The organism is Brevibacillus sp. AG (assembly GCF_028369215.1).
Classification (GTDB): Bacteria; Bacillota; Bacilli; order Brevibacillales; family Brevibacillaceae; genus Brevibacillus; species Brevibacillus porteri.
Map to the genome: position 1 here is coordinate 198933 of NZ_JAQMYO010000007.1, position 18553 is coordinate 217485.

An 18553-nucleotide genomic window follows, 5' to 3' on the forward strand; every position below is an offset into this window, starting at 1 on the left:
CTTACTCGTACCTTTAACGAGGAGCACCCTCCACGTTTGTAAAAAGACTACGTTTTTTCGCGGAGGGTGTCGTCGGTGCCTCGATAAAGAGTATTTTACGCTTCTTGGTAAGAGATAGCTGTCAATTTCGTCGTTTTTTGTTTGACTTCTTCCGGATCAACTGTGATGCGAGCAACACCCGTTTCCATCGCTGCTTTTGCTACTGCCGCAGCTACGTTTGGTGCTACACGTGGATCGAATGCGGAAGGGATCACTTTATCCGCAGTAAGCTCTTCTGGCGTGATCAGGTCTGCGATTGCATATACAGCAGCCAGCTTCATTTCTTCGTTGATCTCCGTTGCACGTACATCCAAAGCGCCACGGAAGATTCCCGGGAATGCCAGTACATTGTTTACTTGGTTCGGGAAGTCGGAACGGCCTGTACCGATTACCGCCGCACCTGCTTCTTTTGCTTCTTGCGGCATGATTTCTGGTACTGGGTTTGCCATAGCGAAAATGATCGGATCGCGGTTCATCGAACGAACCATGTCCTGTGTAACAGCACCAGCTACGGATACACCGACAAATACGTCAGCGCCCTTCATTGCATCAGCCAGGTCACCTTGCAGCATGCTGCGGTTCGTGATTTTCGCCATTTGTTCCTTCACTGGGTTCATACCGAATGGACGGCCTTCGTACACGATTCCTTTTGTATCAACCATGATCACTTCTTTCACGCCCATGGAAATCAAGAGCTTCATGATCGCGATACCAGCTGCACCTGCACCGTTCGCTACGACGCGAATATCTTCCAGCTTTTTGTCAACCACGCGCAAAGCATTGATCAGACCTGCCGCTGTAACGATTGCTGTACCGTGTTGGTCATCGTGGAAAATCGGGATGTTTGTTTCGCGCTTCAGACGCTCTTCGATTTCGAAGCATGCAGGAGCTGCGATATCTTCCAAGTTAACGCCACCAAAAGTAGGCTCGAGCAGTTTTACTGTCTCTACGATTTTATCTACATCTGTTGTATTCAAGCAGATCGGGAATGCATCTACGCCTGCGAAAGATTTGAACAAAACTGCTTTACCTTCCATAACCGGCATTGCTGCTTCTGGTCCGATGTTTCCAAGACCTAGTACAGCAGTACCGTCGCTGACTACGGCAACCAGATTGCCTTTCATCGTGTAATCGTACACTTTGGACTTGTCATCAAAAATATCTTTGCAAGGTTCAGCAACCCCAGGAGAATAGGCAAGACTCAGATCGTAAGCATTGCGAACGGGTACCTTGGTCACTGCCTCCAATTTTCCTTGATGTTTTCTGTGAAGCTCCAGTGCTTCCTCTCTCAGGTTGGACATGAGATCCCACTCCATTTCACGATAATAGTTTCTATGATGGCTTGTAGGCAGTAAAAAATGCCTGGGTTATTCCAAGTGGTCTGACCACTCATTGAGTTATGATCTCAATATAATAAAAAACTGTTCTCCTGTAAACCTGCCGAAAACGGCGAAAAAGGGAGGACATTCCTCATCCTCCCCAATTTATAGGCATTTCTTTCCGAATTACGCTGTCAGGCCCCACAATTTCTCGCGCTTGCTCCAAAAATGACTCATCTACGTCTACCCAATTTGCTTCTGGCAGGCGAATTGTCTGTCTTTTTCCTTCGTAGAAGAGAATAACAGGAATCGTTCCTTTTTTTTCGACAAACAAACGTGAAAGTCTTTGCAGCGTCGAATCATGCTCTTGCTCTGCCGATATTTTGACAAATAATACGGTCTCGGACTTCGGCTGCGGCAGCGTTTGTGCATCCCAGAAACGAGAAGCCATGAGCTTGACCATGTCGTCCTGATGTTCGACTCGGGCTTCTGCCACGACGATTTGTTCGCGCTCGAGCAGAGGCGCATACTTCGTATACACCTGTGGAAAGACGACCAGCTCTACTGGCGCCGTTTTGTCCTCTAGCGTAATAAACGCCATCGGGTCCCCTTTTTTCGTTTGGATGCGTCTCGCTTCCGTTATCATTCCGAATACTTTTACCGTCTTGTCGCGCGGCACATCCCCCAATGAAGAGATAACGGCTACTTCCGGGCGACTCGCGACATGGGCAAACTGGTCAAGTGGATGACCGGAGATATATACCCCGATCAAATCCCGCTCCTCTTTTAATTGCTGGGTATGTGAGAACGGTGTTACCTCTGGATATTCTGCTGGCTCGCGCAAAGGTGCCGCATCTTCTTCACCCGCAAATAGATTGAGCTGGTTGGCGTCACGCTCGATTCTCTTGCTGTTTGCCTTCCCTACTGCTTCATCCAGCAATAGCAAAAGCTGACTGCGATGTCCTGGCAACGAGTCCAGCGCGCCGCATAACGTGAGTGATTCTACTACTCTGCGATTGACTAACCGCGCATCCACGCGCGCACAAAAATCAAAGACATCGCTATACGGTCTGCCTTTGCGCTCTTTCACGATCGATTCAATGGCACCGTAGCCGACGTTTTTCACTGCGGCCAGACCGAAGCGAATCGCATCCTGCTCCACTGTAAAGTAAGCCAGGCTTTTATTCACGTCAGGCCCGAGCACAGTAAGCTGTAGTCGCCGCGCTTCTTCCGTGTACTCGGCAATTCTCGTTTGGCTGCCAATGGACAAGGATAGTAGCGCTGCCATGAACGCAAGCGGATAAGTTGCTTTCAAATAAGCCATCTGGTAGGCGATGACCGCATAAGCCACCGAGTGGGCTTTGTTGAAACCATAATCAGCAAAGCGTACGATCAAATCGTAGACTTGATTGCCCAGCTCTTGTCCGTACCCTTGCCGGACACAACCAGCCACGAACTTCTCCCGCTGCTCCGCCAATAGCTCCCGTTTCTTTTTCCCGACTGCTCGGCGCAAAATATCTGCCTCACCAAGACTGAAGCCTGCGAGTGTTGAGGAAATCTGCATGATTTGCTCCTGATAAATCATAAAACCGTGCGTCTCTCGCAAAATCGGCTCGAGAACAGGATGAGCGTACTGTACTTTGCTCTGTCCGTGTTTGGCGGCGATGTACTGCGGGATGATCTCCATCGGCCCCGGGCGATACAAAGCCAGAACCGCAATGATGTCGTCGAGGCTGCTCGGCTTCAAATCTCGCAGCACATTGCGCATCCCCGAAGATTCCAGTTGGAAAATGCCGGTTGTCTCCCCACGGGAGAGCATACGAAACGTTTTCTCATCGTCTGTCGGCAGCTGATCCAGATCAAGCGATATTCCCTGCTCCTGCAAATGACGCAACGTTTCCTGGATGATGGTCAAATTGCGCAAGCCGAGGAAGTCCATCTTCAAGAGACCGACTTCTTCGAGAATCTCCATCGGATACTGTGTGAGTGCCAAGCCTTCATTACCCGTCTGTAATGGAACGTAATTCGTCAGCGGTTCACGCGAAATGACGACACCCGCCGCATGTGTGGAAGCGTGGCGCGGCAAGCCTTCTACGCCCTTTGCCGTTTCGATGAGTTGTGCTGCCTGTTTGTTTTCCGCGCACAGCTTGCCGATATCCGGGTTAATTTGCATCGCCCGCTCAATCGTCATGCCTGGCGATTGCGGAATCATTTTGGCCACGCGATCCACGATGCCCAAAGACAAGCCTAACGCCCGCCCAACGTCACGCACTGCTGCACGAGCCGCCATCGTTCCAAAGGTAATGATCTGGGCAACACGATCATGCCCGTACTTGCTCGCTACATAGTGAATGACTTCGTCACGGCGCTCTACGGAAAAATCGATATCAATATCGGGCATCGTCACCCGCTCCGGGTTGAGAAAGCGTTCAAAGAGCAACTGAAAGCGAAGTGGATCGACATTCGTGATTTTCAAAACATACGCGACGAGGCTACCTGCCGCAGATCCGCGTCCAGGTCCAGTCGGTATCCCATTTTCGTGAGCGTACCGCATGAAATCCCATACAATCAGGAAGTAATCGGTGAAGCCCGTCCCTGTAATAATCGTCAACTCGTGATCTAGACGCGCTTGCACCTCTGGCGTAATCTCGCCGTATCGCTCCAAGCAGCCCTTTTCACACAGCTCACGCAAATACTGTGTTGAATCTTGTCCCTCTGCCAAGGGAAATTCCGGCAAAATATGCGCGCCAAAGGTAAGGTCCAGCTTACACCTATCTGCAACGGCTAGCGTATTCGCTAACGCCTGGGGCGCAAAAGCAAAGAGCGCCGCCATTTCCTCGGCACTTTTCAGATAGTATTGATCCGTCTCGTAGCGAAAACGGTTTTCTTCTCCAATCGTCTTGCCTTCTTTGATCGCCAACAAGATATCATGCTGCTGGTGATCCTCCCTGTAGATGTAGTGAACATTGTTCGTCGCAATCAGCGGAATCCCCGTTTCCTGACTCAGTTTCACGAGACGAGTATTCAGCCTGCGCTCCACTTCCAGTCCATGATCAGCCAGTTCCAAATAAAAATGCTGTTCACCAAACATTCGCTGATACTTGCGGGCTGCTTCTTGCGCAGCGTCCGCTTCTCCACCCAGTAACAGCTTGGCTACTTCCCCTTGCTGGCAGCCGCTCAGTGCAATGAGGCCGTCTGTATGCTTTGCCAACACCTCTTTGTTGAGACGCGGAAGAATATAGTTGCCGTCTGTATTCGCGACTGTCGCCAGCTTCAGGAGATTCCGATAGCCCGTTTCGTTTTCAGCGAGAACGATCAGATGACTAGGCGGCGGTGCATTTCGCACGCGATCTTGAAGATTTCCTTCTATTACGTATATTTCCATTCCGATAATCGGTTGGATGCCTGCCTCAAGACAAGCTTTATAAAACGGGATCGCCCCGTACAGATTGGCATGGTCTGTCATAGCCAGTGCATGCATGCCCAATTCGCTGGCTCGCTTCACTAGTGCATCAATACGTGCTGCTCCATCCAGCAGACTGTACTCCGTATGAACATGCAAATGGACAAAGGAGGTCATGATATTACCCCTCTCAATTTTCACAATGGAAACTTTCTCTCTTACATTATACCGGAAGTATAGCGCATACGGACGCTAAGAACAAACGTTCTTACTTGTATTTGACCGTTCTCCCCTGATTTTGGTAGGATGGGTAATACCAGAATGGCTAGAAAGGATGAATCCATATATGTGGCCTGCCTTTTACATGACCGGTATTCTCGCTTCCCTGGTAGCCAGTGTCTACTATAGTATCCATGCGCGCAGACGAGGCATCCATCCGCTTGAATCGCGTATGTTGCTGGGGAAAATGAATGTGTCATTGGGGATACTCGTTTCTTTGTTCGGCATCAATCAGTTTACTTTTGATTCTCTCGATACGATCCGCATTGTTGTTGCGTTGATCATGCTGATTGTAGGGGCTATGAATTTATTCTTAGGAACTCGCAATTATTTCCGTTATCGTACAGCTTGGCAGGCAGAATTGAAAAAAGGGGTATAAGGAAAAGGCATGAGAACAAAATTACGTTCTACATGCCTTTTTCTTTTTGGGAAGAACGATAACTGGAAATACTTTTCCTCTATTCCCAGCTGTTTATCATACAAACCTGTTAGAGCTCTCGCTATAATGAATTTGTGTGACATTCTATTGCTTCGACAACCTGAGCGGCAGTGCCCGAGGTTGTCCTTTTTTCTGTTCAATTCAGAAGGAAACGATTTCCTGCTATTGTAGGTCTTCGGCTTTTGCCCAGATTTCCTCCGGGTTCAGCTCATAGATGCCCTCTTCCCGATACATATAATGATTCATAATGAATTCCCGGCGAATCGTAGCGTAATCCTCATGGAACTGACGGATATACTCGTTGATCTCCGGTTCTTTGTACTTGCGCCCTTTTTCTAAACCGCGCACCATGTATTCAAAGACGATCAGCTTTTTCTTACGCTGGGACGGGATTTGTTTCAGCTTGCCATCTGGAGTAATGAAGCTGCGAATAACCTGCATTTTTTCGGCTGCCATCTGGTGCCTCCTCTGAACATGTAAGGTGTCTTCTGCAAATAACTCCTCTACTGACGTATCCTTTGCTTTTTCCATGACATTCACGATTGCCTGCGACTGTCGTTTTACATTTGCATCATGCAAATAGAAATAGATAGTGTTTTTATCACGACGCTCGTAAACGACCCCTGCATCTCGAAGCTTTGCCATATGATGTGTGATGGTCGGAGGTGTCACGCCGAGCTTGCCTGCCAACGCCTGTCCATGCAGTGGACCATTTGCCAAAATCGCGAGAATACGCACGCGCGTGGGGTCTCCGAGTGCCTTGTAAAAGGTGACGAGTTGATCTAGTTGCAAGAGGGACACTCCTTTCTTCGTTTACTCAATCTGATTAGATGATATTCTAATTAGATGATAAGTTACATTCCTTACCCTGTCAATTCATGGGTGACAATGGAAAAGGGAGTGCAGGTTGGCCCCATAGCCTCATCGCAAACCCAACTTTTCGATATTCGTACGCACCTACATGCTATTGCGGTAATGGAGCGGACTTACGCTATATTTTTTTCTAAATGCCCTCTCAAATGTGCTTACACTGCCAAAGCCCGCTTCAAAGGCGATGGCCGTAACGGCGAGCTTACTGTGTCGGAGCAACCAGGCCGCCCGTGTTACACGCTGATCTGTCACATATTGCGCCGGGGTGCGACCAATCTGCTCACGGAATAGACGAATCAGATGAAATTTGCTGATACCCGCAACCCCCGCCAGTGTATCCAGTGAACAATCTACGGTTACATCATCCTGGATCAAATCAGTCACCCTTTTCAGGACAGGATGGATCGATACAGGGATGGCGGGATAAGCGGCTAGATGCTTGCCCCGCCATTTTTGCGTGTGTGATCCTTCCTGAACGGTTAACAGCAGGCTGGCCAGCTCCCATTCTAGCTGTTCAAGCGCAAGTTTTTCCATCTGCTGTGTAATCATTTGTGTACAGACTGTTTCCGCGATTCTTTGAAAACCATCCGTTTCATCCTCCGACCATGGGACAAATTCAATCGGTCCGCTAACAGCTTCCATTTTGTCAGCATAGACGCTCTCCAGAAGGCTTGGGCTGAGAAAGAAGAGCATCAACCGCATAGCCTCAGCTTCAGAAAAATGACGGTGCTGGCACCCAGGGGATGCAACCAGACGCTGACGTCCTGCCAACTTGCGAAATTGCTGTTCACATTGCACCAGCGGATTGCCCTGAAGCAACATGCTGATTTGAAAACAACTATCATGCTGATGTAGCTCATCAGAACCGCCTGCCTCTATCTGATAGATGGTAATAGCGCTGTTCACAATCTTCAAGGATAACGGCTTGGTAATCTGGCTCATCATTCTCATCCCCACCTTCCGATGTCAATAATTGCTCATCCTAACAGCAAAATTTGCCGGGCTTTTTTTCCTGATCCCTCTACAATCAACCTATGTGTTTTGCCTAGAGCACTTGGAGGGATCAGCTATGAAATTCAATTTGTTTGCCAACCCGAATTTCTCATTGTTTTTGTTTCGCCATTCTACCAGCGAGTTTGGAACGATCTGCCTGAACGTTGCCTTTGCCCTGTACATCCTGGCACTCACAGGATCAGCAGGAAAATTTGCTTCCATACTGGCGCTGGGGGTAATCCCGCAAATCCTGTTCGGTCCATTTGCAGGTGTATGGGCTGACCGACTGGACAAGCGAAAGCTGCTTTGCAGCATCGATCTCATTTACGGTATTTTTCTGCTGTCGCTGTTCTTTTTCTCGCTGTTTCAGCCCATCAAAGAGACGATGATTTATGTGGCCGTTCTATTTTTTTCTGTATGCAATCTACTGGCAGTTCCCGCGTATACTACACTCTTGCAGCATGTAGTGAAGAAAACAGAATTGTCTGACGCTATCGCTCTGGATAGTACTGTCGTGGAGAGCGTTCGTGTCCTTGCTCCACTCATTGGCACACTACTGTATACGATGAGCGGAATTGAAGCCGTCTTTTTACTAAACGCGGTACTTTCCTTGAGCTCAGCAGCATCCACGTATTTCATGAAGCTTCCTTCGATTCCAAGAGCACCCAGTTCTTCTTCGATTATAAAGGAACTACAGGAAGGTTTACAGATTTTCACCACGGATCTTCGAATTAGTTCACTTGTACTAAACGGTCTTTTTACCCATATCTTTCTCTTTCCTTTTGTCATGATTGGCTTCCCGTACATGATCAAACAGGTATTTGGTGGATCGGACATCGATTTCGGACTGGTCGAAAGTGCACAAACTATGGGCTCCGTCTCCTCGATTATTGGGGTGATCCTTTTAAAGAAACGCTTTTCCGTCTCCCATAGTATTGGTATCGGTCTGATCGGGATCGTTGCAGCGGTCTTTCCCCTACTGCTCTTGGGCAGTCATCCTTTTTTACAGCACTTGCAAACCTCTCCGTTTGCCGTAGTCCTATTTTATTCATTGGTAAGCTATTTTCTGTTTTCCATGTTCAATATCTACGGTGTATTTTTCCGTACCTTCTATCAACAAACCATCGAATCACATATGCTGGGACGGTTTATTTCCGTCATGGTCATGCTGTTTGCTGTGGGCAGGCTGATCGGTTTTCAACTATACGGAGCGCTGTTTGACTCAATTGAATTGGTTTATGCAGTATTTGTTTTGGGCGTAGGCATGCTGGCTAAAATCTTCATTCACATCCCTTTTCTGCGCATGGAAAAAAGGAGGCGCGCCTCTTGCCCCAACTCAACGCAAAAAATGAGTGACGGTTTATAATTGCTTACCGACTAAAAAAAGAACAGTCCCGAAAGACTGTTCCTTTCTTTTATCGCTCAATAATTTGCGCAGTAATCATGGCCTGCCCTACGAGCTGTTCGCCGTGGAATACGGATACTTCGACTTTTCCGAAGCGGCGGCTGATATCCAATAGACGAGGTTTCACTTCGATATGACTTTCCATCTGGACTGGCTTTAGGAAATAGACGGTGATATTTTCCGGTACCATGTCGCCTCGACGATGATGCCGCAGCAGGTTACAAGCAGCCTCGACCATGACCGTCGTCATGATTCCGCTGGCAATCGTACCAAGATGGTTGGTCATTTGTGGGCTTACATCTCCCAGATAAACCATTTCATCCGCTTGACGCTCCTCACGGAAATGCGACATGATCAGATTCGGGAACGTTTCACTCATCTGTGGTTGCTTGGCTGTAAATTGCAGAGCTTTTAACACGTCGTTGCGGCTCAAGACCCCTACGAGCTTGCGATGGTTATCTACGACAGGCAATAGCTCGATTCCTTCCCACACCATGGTATGCGCGGATGACGCTACGGATACCCGCGGCGAGGTCGTAATCGGGTTCTTCGTCATGACCTTGTCGATTGTCGCAGTTTCCTCATGACCGATGATGTCTTTGGAGGTAACAATCCCGATCAGGCGCATCTGCTCGTCTACGACGGGGAATCTCGTGTCCTGATACAGCTCCGTATACTGGTGCCACTTGGCAACAGAATCTGATGTCAATAAGACAGGCGTTTCTGCAAGCGGCTTCAAAATATCCTCTACCATTACGATTTCCTTTTTGATGAGGCGATCGTAAATGGCTCGGTTAATCATCGATGCTACCGTAAAGGAGTCGTAGCTGGAGGAGATGATTGGCAGCGCTAAGCGGTCAGCCAGCTGCTTGATTTCCTCGCTTGTATCGAATCCCCCGGTAATTAATACGGCAGCCCCTTGTTGCAAAGCGATTTTGTGCGCCTGATAGCGGTTACCGACAATCAAGAGACTCCCGGCATCAATATAGCGCATCATGGCTTCGAGCTGCATGGCCCCTATTACAAATTTATTCAAGGTCTTGTGTAAGCCTTCACGTCCAGCCTGCACATGACCATCGACGATGTTCACAACCTCCGCAAAGGTCAAACGTTCTATATTTTCCTTTTGCTTCTTCTCGATTCTCACCGTACCGACACGTTCAATCGTGCTGACGTATCCTTGCGTTTCCGCTTCCTTGATCGCGCGGTATGCAGTCCCTTCACTCACATCAAGGTCTTTCGCGATCTGCCGCACGGAAATCTTCGAACCGATCGGAAGGCGATCAATATGTTGCAAGATTTGTTCATGCTTCGTTGCCATATTGCTATTCCCCCTTCCTTTTCTCCCACCCGTTCCATGTACGTGCGCTCCTTCGACCAATATACCCGAAGGCGGGGCAAAAAAAAAGGGTAGCTTTTTCGAAAGCTACCGACCAGAAAGTATATCATTAAGGGGGTTTTCATCGTGCTTTTATCATACCCAAGGAATATTACAGGATTATTACAACACAGTTACAGTTTCTTTTCAGTTTTGTTTAACTGACCAAAATGGACAATAAACCTTGGACCAGCCCAATAATCCCGCCAAGGATAAATCCGAGCACGGTAATCATGCGGAATTCCTTGCCTGAGATCCCGACTACCATCTCTTCAATTCTTTCAATCGGGAAACCCTCTACTTGCCGTGTAACAATCTCTCGGATAGCCAGGCGCGAAAATATTCTCTCGATGTTTTGTTGCAGTGTGTCCACCATCCACTTTGACAAACGAGGAACGAGTTCCGTTGTCACCGTCTCAGAAAAAGGCGCTGTCAAACGAGACAGAGGCTCGTCCACGATGCGCAGGCTTTGCTCCTCCAGCTTGGCAAAAAGCTTCCCCGCCCAATCGTCCACTTGATCTCGCCCAATCCAGGCAACCACTTCGCCCACACTTTTGTCCAAGAGCTTGTCCGCTTCCTTATGCAAAAAGTAGTGCACGCGCTCCGAAAGCTCTCTGCTTTGCAAAAGCTCATCGAGATACGGGAGAATCTTGCCCAAAATCTTGTCATCCCCAAGAAACATCCCAACCAAGCCACCAAACATGCCTCCGCCTCCACCGAGCAATCCGCGAACCATGTTTTGCAAGGTTTGCTGGCCTTCCGGGGAATGTAAATATTCGCGGAAACGTTTCAAAAGCAGTTCGCTCACACTGCCAAGTGCTGCATCCAGACGCTCGCGTCCGTTGTCCGTAACCAACTCTCGCAGTTTTTTCTCTTCATATTGTGTCAGAACCTGATCGACAAAAGTACCCCATTTCGCCTCGATAGGCGCGCGGACACTCTCACTCCACGATCCGTCTTCCTTAAATAACTGAGGCATCGCGGTCTGCATTACTTGACGTAGGCTGCGCTCATCTGTCATCCAGTCTCGAGCGATGGTGTTCATCCATCCTGTCAGCGTGCTCTCCAAACCACTCTGATTCAGTGCACGCTTGACCCCCTCTGTCGTCAGCAAATGTTCTTCGACGAGTCTGCCCATTTGTATCGCGATATCGTCCCGTCTTCTCGGGATCAATCCCGGGGTAAAAGGCACTTTCCACCTGCCTAGATACCACGGTTTTACTGGTTTAAACAGCATTCGGATGGCTAAATCATTCGTCACTCCGCCGATGACAGAGCCTACTGCAATATTCACTAATAGTATCCAAGCGTTCATAAATCCTAACAACCTCTCTTCTCTACATGGCACCAAACGTTTTGGATGCTCATACCATAGACTAACTTTGCCTGATGGGAAGGGGATACTCATGTCCTACGTTCCAACAATCGTTGTCGAAAACGAGATAATATCGGAAGTAGACCTTTACCTGCCCCAGGCGCACTTGCGCAAATGGAATCTTTCAACACCATCCACCATTGCGGTCCAATTTGGGAGCAAAACCGTTTCCGCACGCGTAGGCGTTTGGGAACGGGGAGGCAAAACCTCGGGTAAAACCTTCATTCGACCATCATTAGCTCAATCACTTCATCTACCCAGGGGCGTTCCACTCTTAGTCCGTTATGATGCGAGTCAGAAAACAATCGTTTTCGGACCGTATGTAGGTGTTCTTGTTTCGAGCTACAATGCAGCGTTCTCGCAAGGACCGTTTGGACACCTAAACTCTTTCTTCCAGGAGATGTCCGATATCACCCGTAAACGCGGAGGTATCCTTTGCGCATTTCGGCTTCAGGATGTCAACTGGGATGCGGGAATCGTGCGCGGAATCGTTAGAAAAGGAGGCGTCTGGAGACAAACCTTACTTCCGCTTCCACAATGCATTTACAACCGACTCGTATCCCGCCAACGCGAACGAAGTGAACAGATGGCCAACTGGGTTCAACGCTGCAAGGACGCTTCCATTCCCTTTTTTAACGAGCGTTTTTTGAATAAGTGGCATGTACACGCCGCTCTCGAGAATCAACCGACAGCCTCCGAACATCTTCCCAGTATGGTTCCTTATTTGAAACAGGAAGACCTGCGGCAAATGCTATCTACGTATCGCACCATTTATGCTAAACCAGCCAACGGCAGCATGGGACGCGGGATCATTCGAGTTCGCAGTTCGCCCGAGGGATACCAGCTAGCGTTCCCCGGAGGATTGCGCAAATCATTTGCTAGCATTCAGGGCTTACATCAGTATTTGCAAAAAAGGACAAAAGGCACATCCTATTTGCTGCAACAAGGGTTACCGTTAATCGGCATCCAAGGACGACCGACAGATTTTCGTGTATTGGTACAAAAAGACCGAAAAGGCGAATGGTCCGTCACTTCCATGGTAGCTCGCCTGGGATTAAACCACATTGTTTCCAATATATCCAGAGGCGGGCAGATGATGACTCCCCTTCAGGCCCTGCGAGTTTGTGGACCATGGGCGGGCACGACTCGACCATCCCCTCAAACGTTACGCGCAGTAGCACTTAAGCTCGCGATCCTTTTAGAAGAATCACTGCTTGGGCAGTACGCAGAATTCGGAATTGATCTGGGAGTCGATGTCCATGGACGGGTGTGGCTATTGGAGGTCAACAGCAAGCCATCCAAGTCAGCCAAAACAGTTCCGCTGCCTGAGGGTGCCGAAGAGCTGCCTCGGCGTGCTCGCCCTTCTGTCCTTCGCATGCTGGATTATTCCGCCTTTCTAAGTGGTTTTCCCCGGACCATTCAACCACAAAAGACGATAAAAAGAAGACCGAAGCGCAACAAAAACAGGCGAAGGTGACCTACATGACAGCATCCGAGAGAAGTCTTGGTATCATGGCCCGGTGCCAAGGCTCCCACTTTGTAGACAAAGGGTACTACAAAAAGCTTACGCTCTATGGACGCAAGCACGGCATTCGCGTCTTCGTTTTTTCACCACGTCAGGTTAACTTTTCCACCCGTATGGTAAAAGGCTTCGAATATCGCAATGGGTCCTGGCACGCAAAAGACTTCCCAATCCCCACCTTTATCTATGATCGTTGCTTTGTGGGCCCATCTTATCGCCACTATAAACCATTTGTGGAAAAGTTGCAAAACGATCGCAACATTACGTTTTTGGGGCATGGTCTGTCTGGAAAATGGCAGGTGCACCAGATGCTCGTGAAGTCCTCTCTCCTCGCCCCGCTGCTACCACCTACTGAAATATTCTCATATCCTGTGCTCCATGCAACCTTGCAAAAATACGGGGCAGCCATCATCAAGCCGATGGCGGGAACTCACGGTATTGGCGTCGTGAGAATCAAAGAAATGCGCAGTGGCTATGAAGCTTCTGGACGAAACAGAGACAATAAGCCTTTCACCAAGCGAATTCGTGACACTGCCGAATTAAAAAGTTTTGTGTCTATCTTTACTGCCGGCCGCAAGTTCCTGGTACAGCCCTATTTGGAGTTGCATACCCCGGATGGTACCCCATTCGATGTCCGTGTACTGGTTCAAAAAAACGGGCTGGGTAAATGGGGGACAACTGGCAAAGCTGTGCGACTGGGAGACAAACGCAGTATTACCTCCAATTTGCACGGAGGAGGGAAAGCAACATCTCTGGCCTCTTTCCTGCCCCTTCACTTCACATCCGCAAAAGCGGCACGCATCGAGCAAACAATCAACCGAGTGGCAGAAGAACTTCCCCGTTTTTTGGAAGAGTCACACGGCAGACTCGTTGAGCTGGGAATCGATATTGGCATTGACACCGCAGGTAATGTTTGGATCATCGAGGTAAACAGCAGACCAGGGCGAACCGTTTTTCGCATGATTGACGACCCAACTGCACAACTGCATTCGATTACTCAGCCTGTTCGCTACGCCCACTATCTTATGAAAGAGCGTGTAGGAGGTTAAAGCATGGAAACGTTCAGAATGCGGCTTCGCTTCCTTTCCAACCCCCGTATCAGTGGGATTATCCTGCCAGCTACTCTCTTCCAACAGCTCCAGCTACGGCAACGCCAAAAAATTAAAGTCTTACTGGGTAAAAAGGAAGTAGTCGCAACTGTCTTACAAGATAAACGCAATCCGGATACGAACGTCATGAAAGTGACGACGCTCTTGCAAACGGAGCTGGGCATTCCCCACCCTGGCTTAATCCAGCTCAAACTAGAGGGCTCCGCACTCCGGATCGGTCCTTCAATCGGGATCGTTACGACTGGCATAAGACGAGATCCCAAGCAGCCAATTGGCCCTCGCACCTCGTTTTTTCACAATCTGTTACAGGCTCAAGAAGGGAAAGGCGTTTTCTACTATATATTTTCCCCATCCGATGTGGACTGGGAATCCAATACAGTCAAAGCGTGGTTTTTGCGCAGAAGCAAGTCAGGCGTCTACTTTTGGAAAAAGCATGTTACTGCCATGCCCGATGTCGTCTATGATCGTATTCCCTCTCGTTCGGCAGAAAAACATGAAGCCGTTCAGGAATTCAAATATCGACTCGCCAGTTACCCCAATTTACCGATGTTCAATCAGGGCTTTTTTAACAAATGGGGTGTGCACCAGCTGCTGTACCCGAATCCAGAAGTGAATGAGCATATCCCGGAGACTTACACCTCTCCTTCTCTTACAACTGTTCGAAACTTGCTGCGTAAATACCCTATCGTTTATTTGAAGCCCAAAAATGGTAGTCTCGGGTACGGTATTGTCAAAGTTGTTCACCAGGCAGGCGGTGGCTTTACTGCCTCCTATCATACAGGTAGCGGCAATGTAAAAAAACAATTTTCCAAGCTGTCCAGCCTTTATCAGCATGTCTTCCGCAGTCGTCGCGTCAGTGCGTATCTGGCACAACAGGGCATTTCGCTCATGACATTCCATGGACGACCGTTTGATTTCCGTGTTCACTTGCATAAAAACCAGCAAAACGAGTGGGTCGTCTCCTGCACGGCAGCCAAGGTTGCCGGTTCTGGCAGCGTAACTACCCACGTACGCACAGGTGGAACTGTCATCCCCGGCGATGACCTGTTGCAGCACCTGTTTGGCAGACAAAAAGCCCTCATGACCCAGCGCGTTTCCGACGCGTCGATTCGACTCGCTACCGCGATTGAACTGGCAAAAGGGATTGATTTAGGCGAATTGGGGCTGGACATGGGGATTGATACGCAAGGCCATGTCTGGATGTTCGAAGCGAATTCCAAGCCGGGCCGTTCTATATTCAAGCACGCCCGTCTCAGGGAGGCTGATCACGAATCACGCAAGCTGCTCGTCGATTATAGCTGTTACTTGGCCAATTTCTAGTCGCACGCGATCTGTACCGTGTTTCAGGAAGGAGGAACACCATGCTTCAGCAGCGCTCCGGGTGGCTGACGATCCTCCCTAGCGGTAGATGGTTCGTACAGTTACCTCGGCTAGTCCTTAAACGCTCGCCAAAGCCACTGGTCGCCAGTCTCGGTCCCTTTTCTCATACGAAACGGATATACGCTGGTTTACCCCGCGTGCAAGCAAGCCGTATTCGTACACGTATTAACTGGAAAATGGCGGGCGACTCCCTGAAGCTTGGCCCATTATTTGGCATATTGACCGTTGGTGAAGGGGCAACATTTTTAGGAAATCGCGAGAACTTCAAGGATATTACTCAATCGGGAAAGCAATGGGGTGCACTCGTATATGTGTTCACTCCACAAGGCATCAATTGGGAGAAGAAAAAGGTGCGGGGCTATTTGTACAACAATCGACTAAACTCGTGGCAAGAGGTGATTCTCCCTTTCCCCCATGTGGTTTACAACCGAATTCCGACGAGAAAAGCAGAACGGCGACCTGAAGTCCGAAGAGCATTGAACCGCATTCATGAGATGCCAAATGTCACATTGTTTAATCGCCGCTTTTTCGACAAGCAACAGCTGTTTAAAATGCTTGAATCCCACTTAGAAGTGCAAGCTTTTCTACCGGAGACGAAACAGCTAGACACCTTGGCTCGCTTTCGAAGCTTTTGCACGGAACATCGCTTTGTCTACTTGAAACCTGTGCGCGGTAAAGCTGGTCAGGGAATTATGCGCATTGATTTCAAAAACGATAAGTGGTTGCTGCAACGATTAAAGGAGCACAAAGCCATTACTCGCCGCTTTTCCAATTTGAATGATGTATGGAAGCACATTAGACTTCATGTCAAACAGCAGAAGTACATCATGCAGCAAGGGATCCGTCGTGCCCGTTACAACGGCAAACCTTTTGATGTGCGCGTCCTCGTACAGAAAGATGGCGAGGGCGAATGGTGCGTAACCGGAGTTGGCATCAGAAGATCTGGCTCGCAAAGCATCACCACCCATGTGCCACGCGGCGGCTCGATCCACTCGTTATCAACCGTTATGCAAGCCTTGTTTACTAATAATCACGAGCAAATGGAAAGACACATTCACGATACGGCGCTCGCCATCGCACGGTCTTTAAATGCAGAATGGACGGATTTGGCTGAGATGTCGATGGACCTTGGCTTGACAGAAGAAGGACAGCTATGGCTCTTTGAAGCGAACGCAAAGCCGGAGAAATTCGATGAACCATCGATTCGTCGATTATCGTTAGCGAATCTGATCCACTACGCACAGCATGTCTCCTGCTTGCAAAACAAGCGAGGGATTGCCGCAGGATAAGGGAGTCGAGCAGCACTAGCTGATTCACAGACGACCTTGGTGCGATTTGCCCGTCAGGAAGGGGAACGGCGCATCACCCAGCGAACGACTGGCTGACGCGATTGACCCTCAGGATGTTGGCTCATAATGGGTCAATCCTTCCTGATTGTAGATATACGCTACCGCAATAAGTGAATCGGCATGCTGGCTGTACGTGCGGGTAGCACTGAACAATGAGGCAAGTCTCACGTTTTGATCTAAAGGAACATGCCGTTTAGACTCCGGCATGTTTTTTTCGTTATCGGATGCATGACCTGATCGACCTTGGAAAAAATACTCCATGGAGGTGGTCTTAACCATGACCCATATACTTAACAATATGATGCACTCCCAACAACAACCGCAATTTTTGGGAGCAATGAGCCCTGCAGGCACGATGTTCCAACAAGGATACGCCGGAACAAACGTACAGGAAGTACAGCATTGGAACCACGGAGGGCATGCCCAATCCATCGGGACCCCTACAACGGGCATGTCCTATGGTGGTGCACAATCGATCTTTTCCCCTGGCTTTGCGAATACCAATGTCCAGGAAGTAAGACAGCTCAATCAGGCTGGTTATCCTCAACAACAACATCATCAGCAATATGGCTATGGGCAAAATCAAGCGCTTCAATCCATGCAAAACCAATTCACCGGCTATGCACAAGGCCAGCAAGCTGGCTACATACAAGCACAGCCTTCTTATCAGCAATCGGTTGGACAAGGCTCCATTTTCTCTCCGGGATTTGCCGGCACGAATGTACAAGAGGTTCAAGCCCGCAATCAAGCTGGCTATAGCGGTTACGGAGGACAAGCTGGCTATACGAATCAAGCAGCGTATCCACCAGCGATGACTGGCAGTATTTTTGCGCCTGGTTTTGCCAATACCAATGTCCAGGAAGTTCGCCAGTTGAATAACACTGGCTACGGCATGCAAGCGCAACAAGGTCAGCAGCAGCAACCTCAGCTTCAACCACAGGCATATGCTAATCAAGCATACAGCAATCAGGCTGGCGCAGGAGCACAATCGGTCTTCTCTCCTGGCTTTGCAGGCACGAACACACAAGAGGTTCGCCAATTGAACACCCCAGGCCAGATGGCTCCTCACACAGGCTCCATTTTCCCTGGCACTTTCTAAATGAGAAAAGCGTGACCATCCATCGCGACGGTCACGCTTTTTGTTATAAGTGATAGTTCAGCGGTCTGCATTTTCCCAAATCGCCTGATACACGGCATGCAAATCTTGCAGACTCTCTTCATCCACTGTAAAAATGATGCTACCAAATATGTAGGCATCATTCTGCACGCAGGACCATCCATCCCCGGTTGGTTGAAACTGCGCCTCCACACACGCCTCCGTCTGATCCAACAGTTGCCGTACCGCTACATGCTTTTCCAACGATGGTCGATATCTTTCCATCACTTGCGCAAGGCGTTCATCCTGACGGGCCAGCCGATACAGGGCAAGCTCAATCTGGAGCCAGCAGGTCACGTAAAAATGGAACTCCAAAAATAACGTGTGTACGACTGCACGGATTTTGTCGTGGTCACCAGCTTCCAAGGCTGCACGTGCTTCTTGCTTTTTCTCCTGAATCAGGTCAAAATGACTGACTGCTCCACGGTAAAACTTGCGCACCACGTTGTACAACATCTCTGGCGTACGCTGCGGAAGATTTCGATGTCGGTTTTGCACATCTCGCATGGCTTGTTCTCCTCTTTCCGACGCTCGTTT

At 49.1% G+C, this 18553-nt stretch carries 15 protein-coding genes; 7 read left to right on the forward strand and 8 right to left on the reverse strand.

The annotated features are described in order from the left end of the window. Positions 1 to 95 precede the first annotated feature (95 nt). Positions 96 to 1340 (reverse strand): NAD(P)-dependent malic enzyme, encoded by a 1245-nt coding sequence (locus POF51_RS19695; RefSeq protein WP_017250746.1) that lies wholly within the window; start codon positions 1338 to 1340, stop codon positions 96 to 98. A 169-nt stretch (positions 1341 to 1509) separates the two neighbouring features. After that, positions 1510 to 4938: a DNA polymerase III subunit alpha gene (locus POF51_RS19700; protein WP_069846070.1), complete on the reverse strand. Its 3429-nt coding sequence runs from the start codon at positions 4936 to 4938 to the stop codon at positions 1510 to 1512. Between the two features lie 169 nt (positions 4939 to 5107). Between POF51_RS19700 and POF51_RS19705 the strand changes: the two genes are divergently transcribed. Further along, entirely contained in the window at positions 5108 to 5419 is a 312-nt protein-coding gene (locus POF51_RS19705; protein ID WP_017250744.1) for a YtpI family protein, read from the forward strand. Positions 5420 to 5641: 222 nt separating this feature from the next. On the opposite strand, the gene POF51_RS19710 is transcribed toward POF51_RS19705, so the two are convergent. Continuing rightward, positions 5642 to 6271 (reverse strand): DUF2087 domain-containing protein, encoded by a 630-nt coding sequence (locus POF51_RS19710; RefSeq protein ID WP_069846072.1) that lies wholly within the window; start codon positions 6269 to 6271, stop codon positions 5642 to 5644. 165 nt (positions 6272 to 6436) lie between these two features. Beyond that, a complete protein-coding gene (locus tag POF51_RS19715; RefSeq protein WP_017250742.1) occupies positions 6437 to 7294 on the reverse strand; it encodes a helix-turn-helix domain-containing protein in 858 nt (285 codons plus the stop codon). A gap of 124 nt (positions 7295 to 7418) precedes the next feature. On the opposite strand from POF51_RS19715, the gene POF51_RS19720 reads away from it, so the two are divergent. Further along, complete coding sequence (locus POF51_RS19720) at positions 7419 to 8708, forward strand: MFS transporter (protein ID WP_271755938.1); 1290 nt, start codon at positions 7419 to 7421, stop codon at positions 8706 to 8708. A gap of 49 nt (positions 8709 to 8757) precedes the next feature. Here the strand turns inward: POF51_RS19720 and POF51_RS19725 are convergent, their stop codons facing one another. Continuing rightward, positions 8758 to 10068: a DRTGG domain-containing protein gene (locus POF51_RS19725; RefSeq protein WP_017250740.1), complete on the reverse strand. Its 1311-nt coding sequence runs from the start codon at positions 10066 to 10068 to the stop codon at positions 8758 to 8760. 214 nt (positions 10069 to 10282) lie between these two features. After that, on the reverse strand, positions 10283 to 11440 hold the full coding sequence (locus POF51_RS19730) for a DUF445 domain-containing protein (RefSeq protein WP_069846076.1): 1158 nt from the start codon (positions 11438 to 11440) through the stop codon (positions 10283 to 10285). A 91-nt stretch (positions 11441 to 11531) separates the two neighbouring features. Here POF51_RS19730 and POF51_RS19735 point away from each other — a divergent pair, with 91 nt between their 5' ends. Genes POF51_RS19735 through POF51_RS19750 form a run of 4 tightly spaced genes read left to right on the forward strand, consistent with a single transcriptional unit; the run spans position 11532 to position 16800 of the window. Further along, positions 11532 to 12977, forward strand: coding sequence for a YheC/YheD family endospore coat-associated protein (locus POF51_RS19735; RefSeq protein WP_069846078.1), 1446 nt, complete (start codon positions 11532 to 11534; stop codon positions 12975 to 12977). Between the two features lie 5 nt (positions 12978 to 12982). Beyond that, entirely contained in the window at positions 12983 to 14071 is a 1089-nt protein-coding gene (locus POF51_RS19740; RefSeq protein WP_271755939.1) for a YheC/YheD family endospore coat-associated protein, read from the forward strand. A gap of 3 nt (positions 14072 to 14074) precedes the next feature. After that, on the forward strand, positions 14075 to 15451 hold the full coding sequence (locus POF51_RS19745; protein ID WP_069846083.1) for a YheC/YheD family endospore coat-associated protein: 1377 nt from the start codon (positions 14075 to 14077) through the stop codon (positions 15449 to 15451). 41 nt (positions 15452 to 15492) lie between these two features. After that, a complete protein-coding gene (locus tag POF51_RS19750; RefSeq protein WP_271755940.1) occupies positions 15493 to 16800 on the forward strand; it encodes a YheC/YheD family endospore coat-associated protein in 1308 nt (435 codons plus the stop codon). Between the two features lie 108 nt (positions 16801 to 16908). Here the strand turns inward: POF51_RS19750 and POF51_RS19755 are convergent, their stop codons facing one another. Continuing rightward, a complete protein-coding gene (locus tag POF51_RS19755) occupies positions 16909 to 17157 on the reverse strand; it encodes a hypothetical protein (protein ID WP_271755941.1) in 249 nt (82 codons plus the stop codon). Between POF51_RS19755 and POF51_RS19760 the strand changes: the two genes are divergently transcribed. Beyond that, entirely contained in the window at positions 17138 to 17959 is an 822-nt protein-coding gene (locus POF51_RS19760; protein WP_069846090.1) for a hypothetical protein, read from the forward strand. The genes POF51_RS19755 and POF51_RS19760 overlap by 20 nt on opposite strands. A 57-nt stretch (positions 17960 to 18016) precedes the next feature. Here POF51_RS19760 and POF51_RS19765 read toward each other — a convergent pair whose 3' ends face one another. Beyond that, the gene (locus POF51_RS19765) at positions 18017 to 18523 is read right to left on the reverse strand and encodes a hypothetical protein (protein WP_271755943.1); all 507 of its coding nucleotides are present in this window, start codon (positions 18521 to 18523) and stop codon (positions 18017 to 18019) included. Positions 18524 to 18553 lie beyond the last annotated feature (30 nt).

Bases quoted from the DNA above. Each gene is read 5' to 3' on its own strand.
- POF51_RS19695 (WP_017250746.1), bottom strand. From the start codon at position 1,340: ATGTCCAACCTGAGAGAGGAAGCACTGGAGCTTCACAGAAAACATCAA.
- POF51_RS19700 (WP_069846070.1), bottom strand. From the start codon at position 4,938: ATGACCTCCTTTGTCCATTTGCATGTTCATACGGAGTACAGTCTGCTG.
- POF51_RS19705 (WP_017250744.1), top strand. From the start codon at position 5,108: ATGTGGCCTGCCTTTTACATGACCGGTATTCTCGCTTCCCTGGTAGCC.
- POF51_RS19715 (WP_017250742.1), bottom strand. From the start codon at position 7,294: ATGATGAGCCAGATTACCAAGCCGTTATCCTTGAAGATTGTGAACAGC.
- POF51_RS19720 (WP_271755938.1), top strand. From the start codon at position 7,419: ATGAAATTCAATTTGTTTGCCAACCCGAATTTCTCATTGTTTTTGTTT.
- POF51_RS19725 (WP_017250740.1), bottom strand. From the start codon at position 10,068: ATGGCAACGAAGCATGAACAAATCTTGCAACATATTGATCGCCTTCCG.
- POF51_RS19730 (WP_069846076.1), bottom strand. From the start codon at position 11,440: ATGAACGCTTGGATACTATTAGTGAATATTGCAGTAGGCTCTGTCATC.
- POF51_RS19735 (WP_069846078.1), top strand. From the start codon at position 11,532: ATGTCCTACGTTCCAACAATCGTTGTCGAAAACGAGATAATATCGGAA.
- POF51_RS19740 (WP_271755939.1), top strand. From the start codon at position 12,983: ATGACAGCATCCGAGAGAAGTCTTGGTATCATGGCCCGGTGCCAAGGC.
- POF51_RS19745 (WP_069846083.1), top strand. From the start codon at position 14,075: ATGGAAACGTTCAGAATGCGGCTTCGCTTCCTTTCCAACCCCCGTATC.
- POF51_RS19750 (WP_271755940.1), top strand. From the start codon at position 15,493: ATGCTTCAGCAGCGCTCCGGGTGGCTGACGATCCTCCCTAGCGGTAGA.
- POF51_RS19760 (WP_069846090.1), top strand. From the start codon at position 17,138: ATGACCCATATACTTAACAATATGATGCACTCCCAACAACAACCGCAA.
- POF51_RS19765 (WP_271755943.1), bottom strand. From the start codon at position 18,523: ATGCGAGATGTGCAAAACCGACATCGAAATCTTCCGCAGCGTACGCCA.